A 15,189-nucleotide genomic window follows, 5' to 3' on the forward strand; every position below is an offset into this window, starting at 1 on the left:
CACCCGCAGGAGATCGCCTCATGAAGACCCGTCGTCTCGGACCGAACGGTCCCGAAGTCTCGGCCATCGGCCTCGGGTGCATGGGGATGGCCTCTTTCTATGGCACGCCGTCGGACGAGACCCAGGCGACGGCGGTGATCCACCGCGCGCTGGAGCTGGGCGTCACCTTGTTCGACACGGCCGAGATGTACGGCCCCCACACCAACGAGATCCAGGTTGGCAAGGCTCTGGCCGACCGTCGTGACAAGGCCTTCGTCGCGACCAAGTTCGGCATCGGCTACAACGCCGACCGCACGGCCCTGAAGGTCGACGGTTCGCCCGCCAATGTGCGCCGCGCGATCGAGGGCAGCCTGACTCGCCTCGGCATGGACCATGTCGATCTCTACTACCTGCACCGCGTCGACGCCGACACGCCGATCGAGGAGACGGTCGGGGCGATGGCCGAGCTGGTGACCGAGGGCAAGGTCCGCTTCCTCGGCCTGTCCGAGGCTGCGCCGGAGACGATCCGCCGGGCCCACGCGACGCATCCGATCACGGCGCTGCAGACCGAATATTCGCTGTGGAGCCGCGAGCCGGAGGACGAAATTCTGGCCACCGTGCGTGAGCTGGGCATCGGTTTCGTGCCCTACAGCCCGCTCGGACGCGGCTTCCTGTCCGGCGACATCAAGTCGATCGCCGACCTCGAACCGGGCGATTTCCGCCTGTCCAATCCGCGCTTCCAGGGCGAAAACTTCCAGAAAAACCTCAATCTCGTCGAGGCCGTGAAGGGGATCGCCCACGACCGGGGCGTGACGGCGGCGCAACTGGCCCTCGCCTGGGTGCTGGCCCAAGGGGATCATCTGGTCCCGATCCCCGGCACGCGCCGGATCGCGACGCTAGAAGACAACGCCGCGGCCGTGGACATCACCCTGACCGCCGAGGACGTTGAAGCGATCGAGGCCGTCTTCCCGAAGAACGCGGCCGCCGGCCACCGTTATGCCGAGGCGGCCCGGAGTGCGCTGAACCGTTGAACGAGTCTCCTCCCTGTTCGCCGCTTGGCGAATGGGGAGGTGGCGCGTTGCCTCCTGGCGACGTGACGGAGGGGGCGAGGCGGCGTTGAAGGTTGGACTCCCTGACCGTCGGTATCGGGTCGCCCCCTCCGTCAGCTCGCGAAGAGCTCGCTGCCACCTCCCCATCGCTGCGCGACAGGGAGGAGATCACGAGATCAGCGCCAGCCACTCGTCTTCGGTGAGGACGGCGACGCCGTGCTTCTGGGCGTCGGCCAGTTTGGAGCCGGCCCCGGGGCCGGCGACGAGGTAGTTGGTCTTCTTCGACACGGATCCGGAGACCTTGGCGCCGAGGCTTTCCATCAGGTCTTTCGCTTCTGAGCGCGTGAATTTCTGCAGCTCGCCTGTGAACACGAACGTCAGAGGGCCAAGTTCGACGTTGAGGTCCACTAGCCTCGGCGACGGCCTGATGGGCGCGTCCGCACGAGGCCGAGGGCGATAGGGCGAAGAACATGGCGAGTAGTCTGTGCGATACATCCGCCCCGGCTCGACCGATGTCAGGGCCGCCAACGTGGAGAAGCAGGTCGCGCCCACTACGCGGATGGCGGACAAGGCTACGGTCGCGCAGGCTCGAGCATCTTCCGCTGCGTCGTGGTGGTTGAAGTCGATTCCAAGGTGGTCGCAGACCAAATTCAGCTTGTGAGCGGATAGCGCCGGCCAAGCCTGCTGAGCGATCTTGACCGTACAGAGGTAGTCGAACTCGGGGTAGCTGATACCGTAGTGGTCGCACGTGCTTCGGATGACGCTCATATCGAACGAGGCGTTGTGTGCGAGTACCGTTCTTCCCGCCAAGCGAGGGGCAAGGCGAGATAGCACTGCCGGAAATTCATCGGCGTTCTTCACGTGCTCAGGACCGATGCCGTGGAACGCGATGTTGAAACCGGCGAACCGCATCCCGGGCGGCTTGATGAAGTGATGTTCGACGTCCGTCACGGCGCCGTCATCGATCCACGCCAGTCCGATCGAGCATGGGCTCGCTCTTGTTTCATTCGCGGTTTCGAAATCGATCGCCACGGCGCGCATGAGCTAGGAAGAACCTTCGGTTGATATCAGGTCGAGCCATTCCTGCTCTGATAGAACTTGAATGCCAAGCTCCGTCGCAGTTTTCAGCTTCGATCCAGCCCCGGGTCCGGCGACCAGGATATCCGTCTTCTTGGAGACCGATCCGGAAACGGTCGCGCCCAACTTTTCCGCCCGCGCCTTCGCTTCTTCCCGAGTGAACTGTTCGAGCGATCCCGTGAAGACAACAGTTTTTCCGGCAACATTGCCTTCGGTGGGCGGGCGTTCGATGGCCTCGATCGTCAACTCGGATGCGAGGTCTGCCACGGTGGCGCGGTTGCGCGGTTCGTGGAAGAAATCGATCAAGGCCTTGGCGGCCACGTCGCCGACACCCTTGATCCCTGCGAGCTCCAAGAAGCTTGATCCGGGTGCTTGCGACGAAGCTGCAACTGCCGCCTGACCAAACGCATCCCACGAGCCGAAATGGTCCGCGAGTGTTTTGCGGACCACTTTCGAGAGCTTGCTAACAGCTTTGCCGATCTTCTCGGGAAGCTGCGCTTCTGGCCAAGGGTCGGTCGTCTGCGACGAAGCTCCGAAGTCCACGATGGCCTGTTGGTTCACTGAGCCGATGCCCTGGATGGCAGATAGAGCATCCCAGCCGGGTCCGGGTGGACATTTTCCCGCATCATCAACGGCGGCTTCAAGCGCTTCCCAAGTTTGATAAGCACGAGAGAGAGCGATCGAGGTTTGCTCGCCGATGTCACGAACACCAAGGCCGAAGAGAAAGCGGTCCAGTGAAATCGTGCGCCGCGCCTCAATGTTCTCAAGAAGGGTATCGACCTCCTTGAACGTGCGCTTGTCGTCGCTGATCGACTTCGCGACCCTGACCCCGGTTTCGGCTTCTCGCAGGCGGGCTTGCTCCTTGCGCTGCTCCAGGAAAACCTCACGAAGCTGCGGCTCGATAGCGTGCAGCCGGAAGATATCACCAGGTCGCGAAATCAGTCCGGCTGCGAGCAGCATTTCCAGAAGACGTTCGCCAAGCCCCTCGATATCGAACGCTCGGCGGGCAACGAAATGCTTAAGACGCTCCAAGCGTTGGGCGGCGCAGATCAGGCCGCCGGTGCAGCGCCTCCGCACCTCTCCGTCGGGCCGCACGGCCTCTGAGCCGCAGACCGGGCAATGGGTCGGGAAGATGTAGGGTTCTGAACGGTCTTCTTCAGGTTTTGGCTCGAAGACTCGCACGATCTGGGGAATCACATCCCCGGCGCGTTGGAGGACGACCATGTCGCCTTCGCGAACATCCTTGCGGCGGATTTCGTCTTCGTTGTGCAAGGTCGCATTCTTGACGACCACGCCGCCCACCGTGACTGGCTCCAGTCGAGCGACGGGCGTCAACGTGCCCGTTCGTCCAACTTGGATTTCGATCTCTCGCAGCACCGTCGTCGCCTGTTGCGCCGGGAATTTGTGGGCGATGGCCCAGCGGGGGCTGCGCGAGACGAAGCCGAGGCGGCTCTGCCAGTCGAGCCGGTCCACCTTGTAGACCACGCCGTCGATGTCATAGCCGAGACCCGCGCGGTCGGTTTCGAGCCCGTGATAGATGCCGATCAGGGCCTCGGCGCCTTCGACGCGGACAGAGCGCGGATTGGTTGGGAAACCCCAGTCCTTCAGCTTGTTGAGAGCGTCGGACTGGGTCTCGCTGAAGCCCTCGACCGGCTCGCCCCAGGCATAGGCGAAGAACTCGAGCGGCCGTTCCGCCGTTACCTCTGGGTTCTTCTGGCGCAACGACCCGGCGGCGAAGTTGCGAGGGTTGGCGTAAGTCCGCTCGCCCCTGGCTTCGGCCTCGGCGTTGAACCGGGCAAATCCGTCGTTGGGGGCGTAGACCTCACCGCGCACTTCGAGCCGGGCGGGCCAGCCGGAACCGTGCAGACGACGCGGGATATTGCGCTCACCCAAGGTGATGAGATTGGCGGTCACGTCCTCACCGGTCCGGCCGTCGCCGCGCGTCGCTCCGACCTTCAGCTCACCGTCGACATAAAGAAGGTTGGCCGAAAGACCGTCGATCTTGGGTTCGGCGACGAAGGCGATCACCTCGTCGGCCGGCAGGTTCAGAAAGCGGCGGATACGGGCGACGAAGTCGGTGACGTCGCCGTCGTCGAAGGCGTTGTCGAGCGACAGCATGGGCACGCCGTGTCGGACCTCGGCGAACTGGCTGGAGACCGGCGCGCCGACCTTTCTCGACGGCGAATCCTCACGGATCAGGGTGGGGAAGCGGGCCTCGATGGCGAGGTTGCGCAGGCGCAGGGCGTCATAGTCGGCATCGGAGATTTCCGGCGCGGCCTCGGCGTACAGGGCGTCGTGGCGCGCCATTTCGGCGGCAAGCCGGGCCAGTTCGGCCTCCGCTTCGGCTTTGGTCAGGGATTCGACGGTCGGTTCGGCCATGGCATCGGTTTAGCACCGTGGGCGGTCGCGGCCAGCCGGGCGGATGACACGAATTTAACCGGACGCGGCGGTCGTCCGGGGCTATTCCGGAAAGGACGTATCCAGAGAGTCTCCATGTCCCGATCCCTTCGCGCCGCCGCCCTGGCCTCCGTCGCCGCCCTGATCCTGTCCGGCTGCGCGGGCATGACCGAGACGCCGCCCGCGGCCGAGACTCCCGTCGAGGCGCCGGTGGCCACGCCTGTCAACTACGACCAGCTGATGGCCGATGTGCGCATCCTGTCGGCGGACGACATGGAGGGACGCGACACCGGCGCGCCGGGCGGCGAGCGCGCGCGGGCCTATATCGTGTCGCGGCTCGAGGCGCTGGGCGTCACCGCCCCGCCGATGGGCCGGCTGCAGCCGTTCGAGGCCCAGGGCCGGACGCGCGAAGGACCGAAGACCTTCCACGGCGTCAACATCCTCGGCCTGATCGAGGGCACGCGGGTTCCGGATCGCTATATCGTCGTGACCGCCCACTACGACCATGTCGGGGTGAACGGCGGCCAGATCTACAACGGCGCCGACGATAACGCCTCGGGCGTCGCGACCATGCTGGAGATCGCCGCCCGCCTGCAGGCCGCGAAGCCGGAGCACAGCGTAATCTTCGTGGGCTTCGACGGCGAGGAACGGGGCCTGCTGGGCGCCAAACATTTCGTCCAGGCGCCGCCGGTGCCGCTGTCGTCCATCGCCATGAACCTGAACTTCGACATGATCGCGCGGGCCGAGACGGACGGCAAGCTGTGGGTCACGGGCACCTATCAGCACCCGACGTTCCGGCCGATTCTGGAGGGGATTCCTGCGAACGGCGCGGTGTCCCTGGCCTTCGGCAAGGATACGCCGCAGGACACCGGCGAGGACAACTGGGTCGAGGCGTCGGACCAGGGCGCCTTCTTCAACGCCCAGGTGCCGTTCCTGTATCTCGGCGTGAACTACCACCCCGACTATCACCGCCCGTCGGACGACTTCGAGCGCATCACGCCGTCGGTGTTCCAGAGCGCGGTGGAGTTGTCCTGGTCGTCGTTCCAGGCGCTGGATCGCGGTCTGGATCGCTGACGACGGCAGACGATTTTCAATCGCAAAGATACTCCTTGCACCGACACCGGTATCCGCGCTTCCGTCGGCGGATAACCGAGGGGGCTTGGAAGCGGCTATGACGACGGTAACGACCGACGCGTTCGATCTTCAGCGAATCCAGAAGATCAGAAAGTGGGCCATCGGCCTGTCCCTGCTGGCGGTCGTCGTCCTGGCCATGTTCAGCGCGACCTGGTGGGGTGACGGCCCGACCCACGAAGCCGTGGAGTCGGTCGGTCTCGGCGCCATCGTCCTCAGCATCGTCGGCCGGGCCTGGTGCTCGCTCTATATCGGCGGGCGCAAGAAGGCGGAGGTCGTGTCCACCGGCCCCTATTCGCTGAGCCGCAACCCGCTCTACGTCTTCAGCTATGCGGGCGCCTTCGGCGTCGGCGCGCAGACTGGAAGCATGGTCATCGCCGGCCTGTTCGTCCTGATCGCCGTCGTTGTCTTCCACTTCACCATCGCCAAGGAAGAGGCCTGGCTGTCGGCCGAGTTCGGAGACGCCTACAAAGCCTATATGGCCAGGACACCCCGGTGCGGACCCGACTTCTCGAAATGGCGCGACGAGGAGAACCTCAGCATCAAGCCGCGCTTCTTCCTGACGACGATCCGCGACGGGCTGGTCTTCCTGCTGGCCATCCCGATCTTCGAAAGCGTCGATATGGCCCAGGCCGCCGGCTGGCTGCCGGTCCTGCTGCGTCTGCCCTGAGAAGAGCCGCATGCGCACGATCGTCCTTCTGACCGCCGTGGGCCTGACGCTGGCCGGCTGCGACCTCGTGAACACGCCGTCGAAGCCGGCAGAGCGGGGCGTCGAGACGCCCGCGACCGCGCCCGCCCGCGGCGACGCCTTCGCGCACAGCCAGACCGAGGACCTCTCCGGCTATTACCAGGTCGGCGAGGCCCAGATCGGACCCGGCGACTATACACTGACGCATCTGTTCGTCGGCCAGGCGCAGGAGTTCGCCGACTGGGAGAACGGCAAACGGTCCGCGACCTTCGCGCCGGTGATGCTGGAGTTCCTGGCGCCCGGCGAGACGACCGAGCGGGTTCTGCCTGATTCCTATTCGGTCAGCGACGGCCGTATCCGCATGACGGGCACAGGTTCGAACGGCGACCGCATCAGCTTCGACGGCCAGCTGAACGCCGGGACGCTGGCGACCGCGCGGCGCAATCTGGGAGGATCGGAGGAGCCGGCGATCACGGCGACGATCCGGATCGGCGACCAGAGCTTCTCGGGCGTGAAGCTGAGCTGGTACGGCGGCGACTGAAGACGAAAAAGGCGGCCCGCGAAGGCCGCCTTTCCGAAAGTCCTAGTTGACCGTCGCCTTGACGATCTTGCCCGGCGCGCGAGGCGGCTCGCCCTTGGGCAGGGCGTCGACGTGATCCATGCCTTCGATCACCTCGCCCCAGACCGTGTACTGGCGGTCCAGGAAGGTCGCGTCGTCGAGGCAGATGAAGAACTGGGAGTTGGCGCTGTCCGGATTGGACGTGCGGGCCATCGAGCAGACGCCGCGGACGTGCGGTTCCGACGAGAACTCCTGCTTCAGGTTCGGCTTCTTGGAGCCCGAGGTGCCGGTGCCGGTGGGATCGCCGCCCTGGGCCATGAAGCCGGAGATCACGCGGTGGAAGACGACGCCGTCGTAGAAGCCTTCGCTCGCCAGCTCGGTGATGCGGGCCACGTGGCCGGGCGCCAGGTCGGGGCGCAGCTTGATGACGACGTCACCGGTGTCGAGGGTCAGGGTCAGGGTCTGGTCGGCCATGTGGCGCTCCATTTTCGGATGATTGGCGGGGGTCATAGCCGCTGAGGGCCGTGGGCGCTATGTGGGAGCGATGACTGACGACGAAAAGCCCACACCCGCGCCTGCCGAACCCGCGCCCCAAGCCCCTCAAAGGCGCCGCATGGTCCGTCCGCCCACCGGCGGGACGGCCGCCGGCCGCAGCATGGGCGGCAAGATCAAGACGGCCGAGAAGAAGTCGATTTCGTCCATCGAATGGATCAAGCGCCAGCTGGCCGATCCGTGGTCCGAGAAAGCGCGCGCCGAAGGCTGGCGCAGCCGGGCCGCGTTCAAGTTCAGCGAGATCGACGACCGGTTCCGGCTGGTCAAGAAGGGCTCGCGGGTCATCGACCTCGGCGCCGCGCCCGGCGGCTGGATCCAGGTCTGCGTCAATCGGGGCGCGACGTCGGTGGTCGGCGTCGACCTGCTGCCGATCGAGCCGATTCCGGGCTCAATCCTTATCCAGGCCGATTTCACCGCGCCCGGCGTGGACCAGCAACTGATCGACGCCCTGGGCGGACCGCCCGATCTGGTGCTGTCGGACATGGCGCACAACACGGTCGGGCATCGCCAGACGGATCACCTGAAGATCATCGCCCTGATTGAAATCGCGTCGGAGTTCGCGATCCGGACCTTGCGACCGGGCGGGCATTTCGTGACGAAGAACTTCCAGGGCGGAGACGCGGGCCATGTGCTGGCCGACCTGCGCGCCAACTTCCAGGACGTGAAATACGTCAAGCCCGCCGCCAGCCGGAAAGGGTCGTCGGAGGTCTATCTGGTGGCGCTGAACAAGCGTTAGGTCAGGCTGGCTGAATGGCCCGGCGGGCTTCGCGGGCGGCCCAGATGCGGTCGTGGATGGCGAAGAAGACCATCTGCACCAAAGGCTCGACCACGCCGATGGCGAGGGCGGTGCGCCAGTCCTGGGTGATGGCGAAGGCGACCGTCACGGCGACCGCGAAATGCATGACGCCGTAGGTCAGCGTCTTGACCGCGATCTTTTTCAGCGAAGGCAGGCCGTGAACGTGGCCGTGGTGGCCGCGCGTCCGGGCCTGTTCGTCGGCGTCCATCACGTTCAGCCGGGCGGTGAAGGCCTCGGCCGTCTCCTCGATCGAACTGCCCATGCGGCGCTGCTCGATCCGGTGCCAGACGCGATCGTGGAAGGAATAGGCGATGGTCTGGAAGAAGGGTTCGACCACCCCGATGGCCAGGGCCATGCGCCAGTCGCGGGTGATGGCGAACGCCACCAGCATGGCCACGACCAGATGCATCACGCCGTAGGAGGCGATCTTGAGCGCGAGGCTCCGGACGGACCGGGCGAGATTGACGACCATCAAGTCCCTAAATGTTAGCTCAGGCTGAAAGTTTCAAGCTCCGCTGAAAAAAGTTACGAATGTGGCGAGGAGGCGGATGCGCGCTGTGATGGTTGACTTCGCACCCGCGAAAGAGGATAGGCGGCCCGCAAAACGGAGACTCCCATGGAGATTCGCGAAGGGCTCACCTTCGACGATGTTTTGCTTGAACCCGGTCCGTCAGAGATCATGCCCGCAGACGCGGACGTCTCGACCCGGCTCACTCGCGACATCAGGCTGAACATCCCGCTGACCTCGTCCGCCATGGACACGGTCACCGAAAGCCGGCTGGCCATCGCCATGGCCCAGGCAGGGGGGCTGGGCATCCTTCACCGCAACATGACGGTGCAGCAGCAGGCCGATCAGGTCCGCGAGGTAAAGCGGTTCGAGAGCGGCATGGTCATCAACCCGGTGACGATCCGAGCCGAGACCACGCTGGGCGAGGTTCGCGCGATCGTGGCGGCCCGCAAGATCTCCGGCTTCCCGGTGGTCGACGCGAACGGCAAGCTGGTCGGCATCCTGACCAACCGCGACATGCGGTTCGACACCGATCCGAGCCACACCGCCGCCCAACTGATGACCACGGGCGATCTGGTCACCGTGCGTGAGGGCGCCGGCAAGGAAGAGGCGAGGGAGCTTCTCCGCACCCGCAAGATCGAACGCGTCATCGTCGTCGACGAGGACTATCGCGCCACCGGCCTGATCACGATGAAGGACATCGAGAAGGCCCAGGCCCACCCGCACGCGGCCAAGGACGACCAGGGTCGCCTGCTGGTCGGGGCGGCTTCGACCGTCGGGGACGCGGGCTACGAACGGGCCATGGCTCTCGCCGACGCTGGTTGCGACGTGGTCGTCATCGACACCGCCCACGGCCACTCGGCCCAGGTCGCGCGGGTCGTCGAGCGCATCAAGCGCGAGAACAACCGGCTCCAGATCATCGCCGGCAATATCGCCACCTATGATGCGGCCAGGGCCCTGATCGACGCGGGCGCCGACGCGATCAAGGTCGGCATCGGTCCGGGCAGCATCTGCACGACCCGCATCGTCGCGGGCGTCGGCGTGCCTCAGCTGACCGCCATCATCGACGCGGTTCGCGCGGCCAGGGCTTCGGGCGCGCCTGTCATCGCCGATGGCGGGATCAAGTATTCGGGCGACCTGGCCAAGGCCATCGCGGCGGGCGCCTCGGTCGCCATGATGGGCTCGATGTTCGCTGGCACCGACGAGAGCCCCGGCGAGGTCTTCCTGTACCAGGGCCGCAGCTACAAGTCGTATCGCGGCATGGGCTCGGTGGGCGCGATGGGGGCCGGTTCGGCCGACCGCTACTTCCAGAAGGAGGTCGAGGACACCCAGAAGCTGGTGCCTGAGGGCATCGAGGGCCAGACCCCTTACAAGGGGCCGATCGCCCCGGTTCTGCACCAGATGGTCGGGGGCCTGCGCGCCGCCATGGGCTATGTCGGCGCGGCCACCATCGCGGACTTCCAGGAGCGGGCCCGGTTCGTCCGGATCACCGGCGCCGGCCTGCGCGAAAGCCATGTCCACGACGTGATGATCACGCGCGAGGCGCCGAACTATCGGCAGGGGTAGCCACCATGTTCAATATGACGCCCGAATTGACCTATGCGGCCCTGACCATCCTGCTGGCGGTGGTGCAGATCTTCCTGCCCGCCACCGGCCGGACGCTTCAGCACGGCACGAAGTGGAACGCCGGACCCCGCGACGCGGCCGTGCCGCCGTCCAACGTGGTCACCGGTCGTCTCGAGCGGGCGCAGGCCAATCTCTACGAGACCCTGCCGCTGTTCCTCGGCGCCGTGCTCATCGCCCACGTCGCGGGCGAGGACGGATTTCTGACGTACTGGGGCGCTACCCTCTATTTCTGGGCCCGCGTCGTCTATGTGCCCCTGTACGCCTTTGGCGTGACGGGCGTGCGCAGCCTGGCCTTCCTCGCATCGCTCGCCGGTCTGCTGATGATCGTCGCCGCCCTTTTCGTCTGAAAGCTTAAGTGACCCCAGCCGCTCGCCTCGCCGCCGCCGCCGCCATCATCGACCGCATCAGTGCGGGCAAGGCCCCGGCCGAGGCCGTTCTGAAGACCTGGGGGACCGAGAACCGCTACGCGGGATCCAAGGACCGCCGGGCCATCGCCGACCAGGTCTACAAGGTCACGCGCGCGCGTGGCCGTCTGGTCTGGGCCATGGGCGGGCGTGAAGACGGCCGCGCCCTGATCATCGGGGCGCTCAGCCTGATCGACGGCCTGTCGATCGAGGAGATCGAGGCGCTCCACTCCGGCGACGGATACGGCCCCAAGCCCCTGTCGAAACAGGAACGCAGCCGGATCAGCCTGACCGGCGACGAGGTCCCCGGCTGGGTCGCCGCCGGCCTGCCGGAATTCGTGGTCGACGACTTCAAGACCACTTTCGGCGACCGTTGGGCGGAGGAGGCCGCGGGTCTGATGCTGCCGCGCGCCCCGATCGACCTGCGCGTCAATCTCGCCAAGGCCACCGTCGCCGAGGTCGAGGCCGAGCTGCGCGAGGCCGGTCTGTCGCCGAAACGCACGCCGTGGTCCGCGGCCGGTCTGCGCCTGCAGTCCGAGCCGCCGCCGAACGTCCAGGCGCTTGAGGCCTTCAAGCAGGGCCGCATCGAGATCCAGGACGAGGGCAGCCAGATCACCTGCTGGCTCGCCGGCGTCCAGCCCGGCATGACCGTCGTCGACTATTGCGCCGGGGGCGGGGGCAAGACCCTCGGTCTGGCCATGCAGGGTCTGGCCGTCGGCGCCTCGCGCGTCGAGGCCGCGCCTGCCGAACCGGAGAAGATCTGGACACCGACCGGCTGGGTCGATGCGCCGAAGTCGAAGCCTAAAGCCGCGACGATCGCGAGGGCCGAGGGCCGGCTGATCGCCTGCGACGTGGTCCAGAAGCGGCTCGACAACATCCGGCCCCGTCTGGCCCGCGCCGGCGTCGAGGCGGAGCTGATCCACCTCGGCCCCAACGGCGGCGGAGTCGAGGACATCGTCGGCATCGCCGATGTCGTCTTCGTCGATGCGCCCTGCACCGGGTCGGGCACCTGGCGTCGTCGCCCCGAAGATGCCTGGCGCCTGAAGCCCGAAGAGGTGGACCGCATGCATTCGCTGCAGATCGCCATCCTCGCGCGGGCGGCCAAGCTGGTGAAGCCGGGCGGGCGTCTGGTCTACGTCACCTGCTCCATGCTGCGGGTCGAGAACGAGGCCACGCTGGATCACTTCGAAGAGGACCACCCGGCGTTCGCGCCGGTCGCCATCGCCGATGCGCTGTCCTCGTCGGCCTTCACAGACGCCGGCCGCAACACGCTGGCCGAACTGGCCCAGGGCGGTCATCGTCTGCGCATGTCGCCTGCGACGACCGAAACCGACGGCTTCTTCGCCGCCATCTACGAACGGACCGCCTGATGCCGAATTCCCGCCTGTTGCTCGGACTGGCCCTGGCCGGTCTGTGCGCCGCACCCGCCTTCGCCCAGAGCGACGACGAGATCGATGCGCGGCTTTCGGCCCGTTACGACCGCTGCCTGAACGTCGCCGAGACCACGGTCGAGATGGTCAAGTGCAACAGTGATGAGCTCGTTGGCCGCGACGCCGATCTGAACCGCGCCTATCGCACCCTGATGGCGCAATCCAACCCGACCGCAGCCGCCGGCTTCCGTCGCTCTCAGCGGGCCTGGCTGTCGGTGCGCGACAGCGATTGCGCCGCCGAGGCAGGGCAGGGCTCGATCGCCCGCGTGAACATGGCCCAGTGCGTCCTGCGCAAGACCGTCGAACGCACCCTTTGGCTCGAGGCGAGGCTCGGTTGAGCGCTGAGGCGACCACGGCCTGGGACCTGACGCCCTTTGGCCCGCTGACGGCCCTGTGCGTCATGGCGGCCCATGCCGAGTACGGCCCGGCCCTGAAGGCGCGCATCCGGCCGCTGATCACCGGCGTCGGCCCAGTCGAGGCGGCGATCGAGACCACGGCCGTCCTCGCGATGCTGGAGCGGGAAGGGCGGTTGCCCGACCTGATCCTCTCCCTCGGTTCGGCCGGATCGCAGACGCTGCAGCACGGCCGCGTCTACTGGGTGGACGAGGTCGCCTATCGCGACATGGACGCGTCGGCGATCGGTTTCGCCAAGGGCGTCACCCCCTTCCTCGACGAGCCTGCCGTCCTCACGCTCGCCAGCGGCCCGGCGGGTCAGCCCTATGCTCGCCTCGCGACCGGCGGCAGTGTGGTCACCGGCGAAGCCTATGACGACATCGACGCCGACATGGTCGACATGGAGACCTATGCCGTCGTCCGCGCCGCCGCGAAATTCGGCCTGCCGGTCATGGGCCTGCGCGGCATCTCGGACGGCAAGGCCGACCTGACCGGCCTGTCCGACTGGACCGATACGCTGGCCGTCATCGATGAAGGTTTGGCCGAGGCGCTGGACCTGCTGAAAGCCGAATTCGAACGCCTGACCGCCGAGGCCCCGGAGACCGCATGATCGCCTTGTTCGCCGTCGCGGCGCTGACCACGGCCCAGGCCGATCCCGAGATCGAGGCGGAGATGTCCCGCTTCCATATCCAGTGCATGGCCACCGCCACGACGCAGGAGCGACGGCTGGCCTGCCTGATGGATGAGACCTGGCGACAGGACGACCGGCTGAACGCCGTCTATCAGCGCATGCGCGCGAATACGCCGGAGGCCCGCTGGACCAATATGCGCGACACGCAGCGCGCCTGGATCCGTGTGCGCGACGACTATTGCGCCACGGCTCGCCGCACCGCGGGCGGCGGCATTCGCGCCTCTCTGGCCTTCGCGGACTGCTATCTGAACGAGACTGTCGAGCGACGGGTCTGGCTCGAAAATCAGGGGAACAGACGATGACTTCAACCGATCACCAGAAAGTCTTGATCGTCGATTTCGGCAGCCAGGTTACCCAGCTGATCGCGCGTCGCCTGCGCGAGGCCAGCGTCTATTGCGAGATCCATCCCTGGAACAAAGCCGAAGCCGCGCTTGCCGCGATGAACCCGGCGGCCATCATCCTGTCGGGCGGCCCCGAGAGCGTGCATGAGGAGGGCAGCCCCCGCGCCCCACAGGCCGTGTTCGAGGCGGGCGTGCCGGTCCTGGGCATCTGCTACGGCGAGATGACCCTGTGCGAACAACTGGGCGGCAAGGTCGAGGGCGGCCACACCCGCGAGTTCGGTCGCGCCGAAATCACCGTGCAGAAGTCTTCGCCCCTGCTGGAGGGCCTGGCCCCCATCGGCGGGGACGAGACGGTCTGGATGAGCCACGGCGACAAGATCGTCGCCATCCCCGAAGGCTTCGACGTCGTCGCGACCTCGGCCGGGTCGCCCTACGCCGTCATCGCCGACGAGACCCGCCGCTTCTACGGCGTCCAGTTTCACCCGGAGGTGATGCACACCCCGCGCGGCCACCAAATGTTGAAGAATTTCACCCACGGCATCGCCGGCCTAAAGGGCGACTGGACCATGGCCGCCTATCGCGACGAGAAGATTGCCCAGATCCGCGAGCAGGTCGGCTCGGCCAAGGTGATCTGCGGCCTGTCAGGCGGCGTCGATAGCTCGGTCGCGGCCGTCTTGATCCACGAGGCCATCGGCGATCAACTGACCTGCGTCTTCGTGGACACCGGCCTGCTGCGGAAAGATGAAGCCAGCCAGGTCACCACGCTCTTCCGCGAGCACTACAACATCCCGCTGATCCACGTGGATGCGTCGAAAGAATTCCTCGGCGAACTGGCCGGCCAGTCGGACCCCGAGACCAAGCGCAAGACCATCGGTCGCGTCTTCATCGAGATCTTCGACCGCGAGGCCTCCAAGATCGAGGGCGCCGAATTCTTGGCCCAGGGCACCCTCTATCCCGATGTGATCGAGAGCGTGTCCTCGTCGTCCGGCAAGGCCCACGTCATCAAGAGCCACCACAACGTCGGCGGCCTGCCGGACTACATGAAGCTGAAGCTGGTCGAGCCCCTGCGCGAACTGTTCAAGGACGAGGTCCGCGCCCTGGGTCGCGAACTGGGCCTGACCGACGCCTTCGTCGGCCGCCACCCCTTCCCCGGACCGGGACTGGCCATCCGCATCCCGGGCGAGATCACGCCCGAGGCCGTCGAAACCCTGCAACAGGCCGACGCCATCTATCTCGACGAGATCCGCAAGGCCGGCCTCTACGACAAGATCTGGCAGGCCTTCGCCGTCCTGCTGCCGGTCAAGACCGTCGGCGTCATGGGCGACGCGCGGACCTACGAAAAGGTTTTGGCCCTGCGCGCCGTGTCGTCCACCGACGGCATGACCGCCGACTTCTTCGAGTTTCCCTGGGATGTGCTTGGCAAGTGCGCGACCCGGATCGTCAACGAGGTCCGGGGCGTGAACCGGGTGGTCTATGACGTGACGTCGAAGCCGCCGGGCACGATCGAGTGGGAATGACGGACTACCCCGCGTCAGAGTGCCTCTGGCGCGGTGCAGTCCGCTGACGTC

15 protein-coding genes and 2 pseudogenes are annotated in these 15,189 nt (G+C 66.4%); 12 read left to right on the forward strand and 5 right to left on the reverse strand.

Annotation, left to right across the window (positions count from 1 at the left end; genetic code table 11):
- Window positions 1–20 precede the first annotated feature (20 nt).
- A complete protein-coding gene (locus ACQY68_RS07960) occupies window positions 21–1,010 on the forward strand; it encodes an aldo/keto reductase (RefSeq protein WP_428152500.1) in 990 nt (329 codons plus the stop codon).
- Between the two features lie 186 nt (window positions 1,011–1,196).
- Here the strand turns inward: ACQY68_RS07960 and ACQY68_RS07965 are convergent.
- The 3 genes and pseudogenes from ACQY68_RS07965 to ligA form a co-directional block, all read right to left on the reverse strand.
- Window positions 1,197–1,406, reverse strand: a pseudogene (locus tag ACQY68_RS07965) (BRCT domain-containing protein); the annotation flags it as partial.
- 255 nt (window positions 1,407–1,661) lie between these two features.
- Window positions 1,662–2,069: pseudogene (locus ACQY68_RS07970) on the reverse strand (3'-5' exonuclease); the annotation flags it as partial.
- Window positions 2,070–2,072: 3 nt separating this feature from the next.
- Window positions 2,073–4,484 carry an NAD-dependent DNA ligase LigA gene (gene ligA / locus ACQY68_RS07975; protein ID WP_428152501.1) on the reverse strand — a complete coding sequence of 804 codons (2,412 nt, stop codon included), beginning with the start codon at window positions 4,482–4,484 and terminating at the stop codon, window positions 2,073–2,075.
- 114 nt (window positions 4,485–4,598) lie between these two features.
- Between ligA and ACQY68_RS07980 the strand changes: the two genes are divergently transcribed.
- The 3 genes from ACQY68_RS07980 to ACQY68_RS07990 all read left to right on the forward strand — a co-directional run bounded on the left by ACQY68_RS07980 (window position 4,599) and on the right by ACQY68_RS07990 (window position 6,862).
- Entirely contained in the window at window positions 4,599–5,576 is a 978-nt protein-coding gene (locus ACQY68_RS07980; protein WP_428152502.1) for a M20/M25/M40 family metallo-hydrolase, read from the forward strand.
- 97 nt (window positions 5,577–5,673) lie between these two features.
- Window positions 5,674–6,303, forward strand: a complete 630-nt coding sequence (locus tag ACQY68_RS07985) for a methyltransferase family protein (RefSeq protein WP_428152503.1) — start codon at window positions 5,674–5,676, stop codon at window positions 6,301–6,303.
- Between the two features lie 10 nt (window positions 6,304–6,313).
- Entirely contained in the window at window positions 6,314–6,862 is a 549-nt protein-coding gene (locus ACQY68_RS07990; protein ID WP_428152504.1) for a hypothetical protein, read from the forward strand.
- Between the two features lie 42 nt (window positions 6,863–6,904).
- Here ACQY68_RS07990 and ACQY68_RS07995 read toward each other — a convergent pair whose 3' ends face one another.
- Complete coding sequence (locus ACQY68_RS07995) at window positions 6,905–7,354, reverse strand: peptidylprolyl isomerase (RefSeq protein WP_428152505.1); 450 nt, start codon at window positions 7,352–7,354, stop codon at window positions 6,905–6,907.
- A 139-nt stretch (window positions 7,355–7,493) separates the two neighbouring features.
- Here ACQY68_RS07995 and ACQY68_RS08000 point away from each other — a divergent pair, with 139 nt between their 5' ends.
- Window positions 7,494–8,168 carry an RlmE family RNA methyltransferase gene (locus ACQY68_RS08000; protein WP_428152506.1) on the forward strand — a complete coding sequence of 225 codons (675 nt, stop codon included), beginning with the start codon at window positions 7,494–7,496 and terminating at the stop codon, window positions 8,166–8,168.
- A 1-nt stretch (window position 8,169) separates the two neighbouring features.
- Here ACQY68_RS08000 and ACQY68_RS08005 read toward each other — a convergent pair whose 3' ends face one another.
- Window positions 8,170–8,700, reverse strand: coding sequence for a DUF2061 domain-containing protein (locus ACQY68_RS08005; RefSeq protein ID WP_428152507.1), 531 nt, complete (start codon window positions 8,698–8,700; stop codon window positions 8,170–8,172).
- A 144-nt stretch (window positions 8,701–8,844) separates the two neighbouring features.
- Here ACQY68_RS08005 and guaB point away from each other — a divergent pair, with 144 nt between their 5' ends.
- From guaB to guaA, 7 genes are read left to right on the forward strand one after another with little or no spacing between them, the layout of a single operon-like run.
- Window positions 8,845–10,302, forward strand: a complete 1,458-nt coding sequence (gene guaB, locus ACQY68_RS08010) for an IMP dehydrogenase (RefSeq protein ID WP_428152508.1) — start codon at window positions 8,845–8,847, stop codon at window positions 10,300–10,302.
- Window positions 10,303–10,307: 5 nt separating this feature from the next.
- On the forward strand, window positions 10,308–10,709 hold the full coding sequence (locus ACQY68_RS08015; RefSeq protein WP_428152509.1) for an MAPEG family protein: 402 nt from the start codon (window positions 10,308–10,310) through the stop codon (window positions 10,707–10,709).
- 8 nt (window positions 10,710–10,717) lie between these two features.
- Window positions 10,718–12,136 carry an RsmB/NOP family class I SAM-dependent RNA methyltransferase gene (locus ACQY68_RS08020; protein ID WP_428152510.1) on the forward strand — a complete coding sequence of 473 codons (1,419 nt, stop codon included), beginning with the start codon at window positions 10,718–10,720 and terminating at the stop codon, window positions 12,134–12,136.
- The gene (locus ACQY68_RS08025; RefSeq protein ID WP_428152511.1) at window positions 12,136–12,534 is read left to right on the forward strand and encodes a lysozyme inhibitor LprI family protein; all 399 of its coding nucleotides are present in this window, start codon (window positions 12,136–12,138) and stop codon (window positions 12,532–12,534) included. Before ACQY68_RS08020 ends, ACQY68_RS08025 begins: the two co-directional genes overlap by 1 nt.
- Window positions 12,531–13,199 carry a 5'-methylthioadenosine/S-adenosylhomocysteine nucleosidase gene (locus ACQY68_RS08030; protein WP_428152512.1) on the forward strand — a complete coding sequence of 223 codons (669 nt, stop codon included), beginning with the start codon at window positions 12,531–12,533 and terminating at the stop codon, window positions 13,197–13,199. The genes ACQY68_RS08025 and ACQY68_RS08030 overlap by 4 nt, the downstream gene beginning before the upstream one ends.
- The gene (locus ACQY68_RS08035) at window positions 13,196–13,582 is read left to right on the forward strand and encodes a lysozyme inhibitor LprI family protein (RefSeq protein ID WP_428152513.1); all 387 of its coding nucleotides are present in this window, start codon (window positions 13,196–13,198) and stop codon (window positions 13,580–13,582) included. The genes ACQY68_RS08030 and ACQY68_RS08035 overlap by 4 nt, the downstream gene beginning before the upstream one ends.
- Entirely contained in the window at window positions 13,579–15,138 is a 1,560-nt protein-coding gene (gene guaA, locus ACQY68_RS08040; protein ID WP_428152514.1) for a glutamine-hydrolyzing GMP synthase, read from the forward strand. The genes ACQY68_RS08035 and guaA overlap by 4 nt, the downstream gene beginning before the upstream one ends.
- Window positions 15,139–15,189 lie beyond the last annotated feature (51 nt).

Source organism: Brevundimonas sp., from assembly GCF_965278935.1.
Taxonomy (GTDB): Bacteria; Pseudomonadota; Alphaproteobacteria; order Caulobacterales; family Caulobacteraceae; genus Brevundimonas.

Excerpts from the sequence above, each read along its gene's own strand:
- ACQY68_RS07960 (WP_428152500.1), top strand. The coding sequence starts at position 21 with ATGAAGACCCGTCGTCTCGGACCGAACGGTCCCGAAGTCTCGGCCATC.
- ligA (WP_428152501.1), bottom strand. The coding sequence starts at position 4,484 with ATGGCCGAACCGACCGTCGAATCCCTGACCAAAGCCGAAGCGGAGGCC.
- ACQY68_RS07980 (WP_428152502.1), top strand. The coding sequence starts at position 4,599 with ATGTCCCGATCCCTTCGCGCCGCCGCCCTGGCCTCCGTCGCCGCCCTG.
- ACQY68_RS07985 (WP_428152503.1), top strand. The coding sequence starts at position 5,674 with ATGACGACGGTAACGACCGACGCGTTCGATCTTCAGCGAATCCAGAAG.
- ACQY68_RS07990 (WP_428152504.1), top strand. The coding sequence starts at position 6,314 with ATGCGCACGATCGTCCTTCTGACCGCCGTGGGCCTGACGCTGGCCGGC.
- ACQY68_RS07995 (WP_428152505.1), bottom strand. The coding sequence starts at position 7,354 with ATGGCCGACCAGACCCTGACCCTGACCCTCGACACCGGTGACGTCGTC.
- ACQY68_RS08000 (WP_428152506.1), top strand. The coding sequence starts at position 7,494 with ATGGTCCGTCCGCCCACCGGCGGGACGGCCGCCGGCCGCAGCATGGGC.
- ACQY68_RS08005 (WP_428152507.1), bottom strand. The coding sequence starts at position 8,700 with ATGGTCGTCAATCTCGCCCGGTCCGTCCGGAGCCTCGCGCTCAAGATC.
- guaB (WP_428152508.1), top strand. The coding sequence starts at position 8,845 with ATGGAGATTCGCGAAGGGCTCACCTTCGACGATGTTTTGCTTGAACCC.
- ACQY68_RS08015 (WP_428152509.1), top strand. The coding sequence starts at position 10,308 with ATGTTCAATATGACGCCCGAATTGACCTATGCGGCCCTGACCATCCTG.
- ACQY68_RS08025 (WP_428152511.1), top strand. The coding sequence starts at position 12,136 with ATGCCGAATTCCCGCCTGTTGCTCGGACTGGCCCTGGCCGGTCTGTGC.
- ACQY68_RS08035 (WP_428152513.1), top strand. The coding sequence starts at position 13,196 with ATGATCGCCTTGTTCGCCGTCGCGGCGCTGACCACGGCCCAGGCCGAT.
- guaA (WP_428152514.1), top strand. The coding sequence starts at position 13,579 with ATGACTTCAACCGATCACCAGAAAGTCTTGATCGTCGATTTCGGCAGC.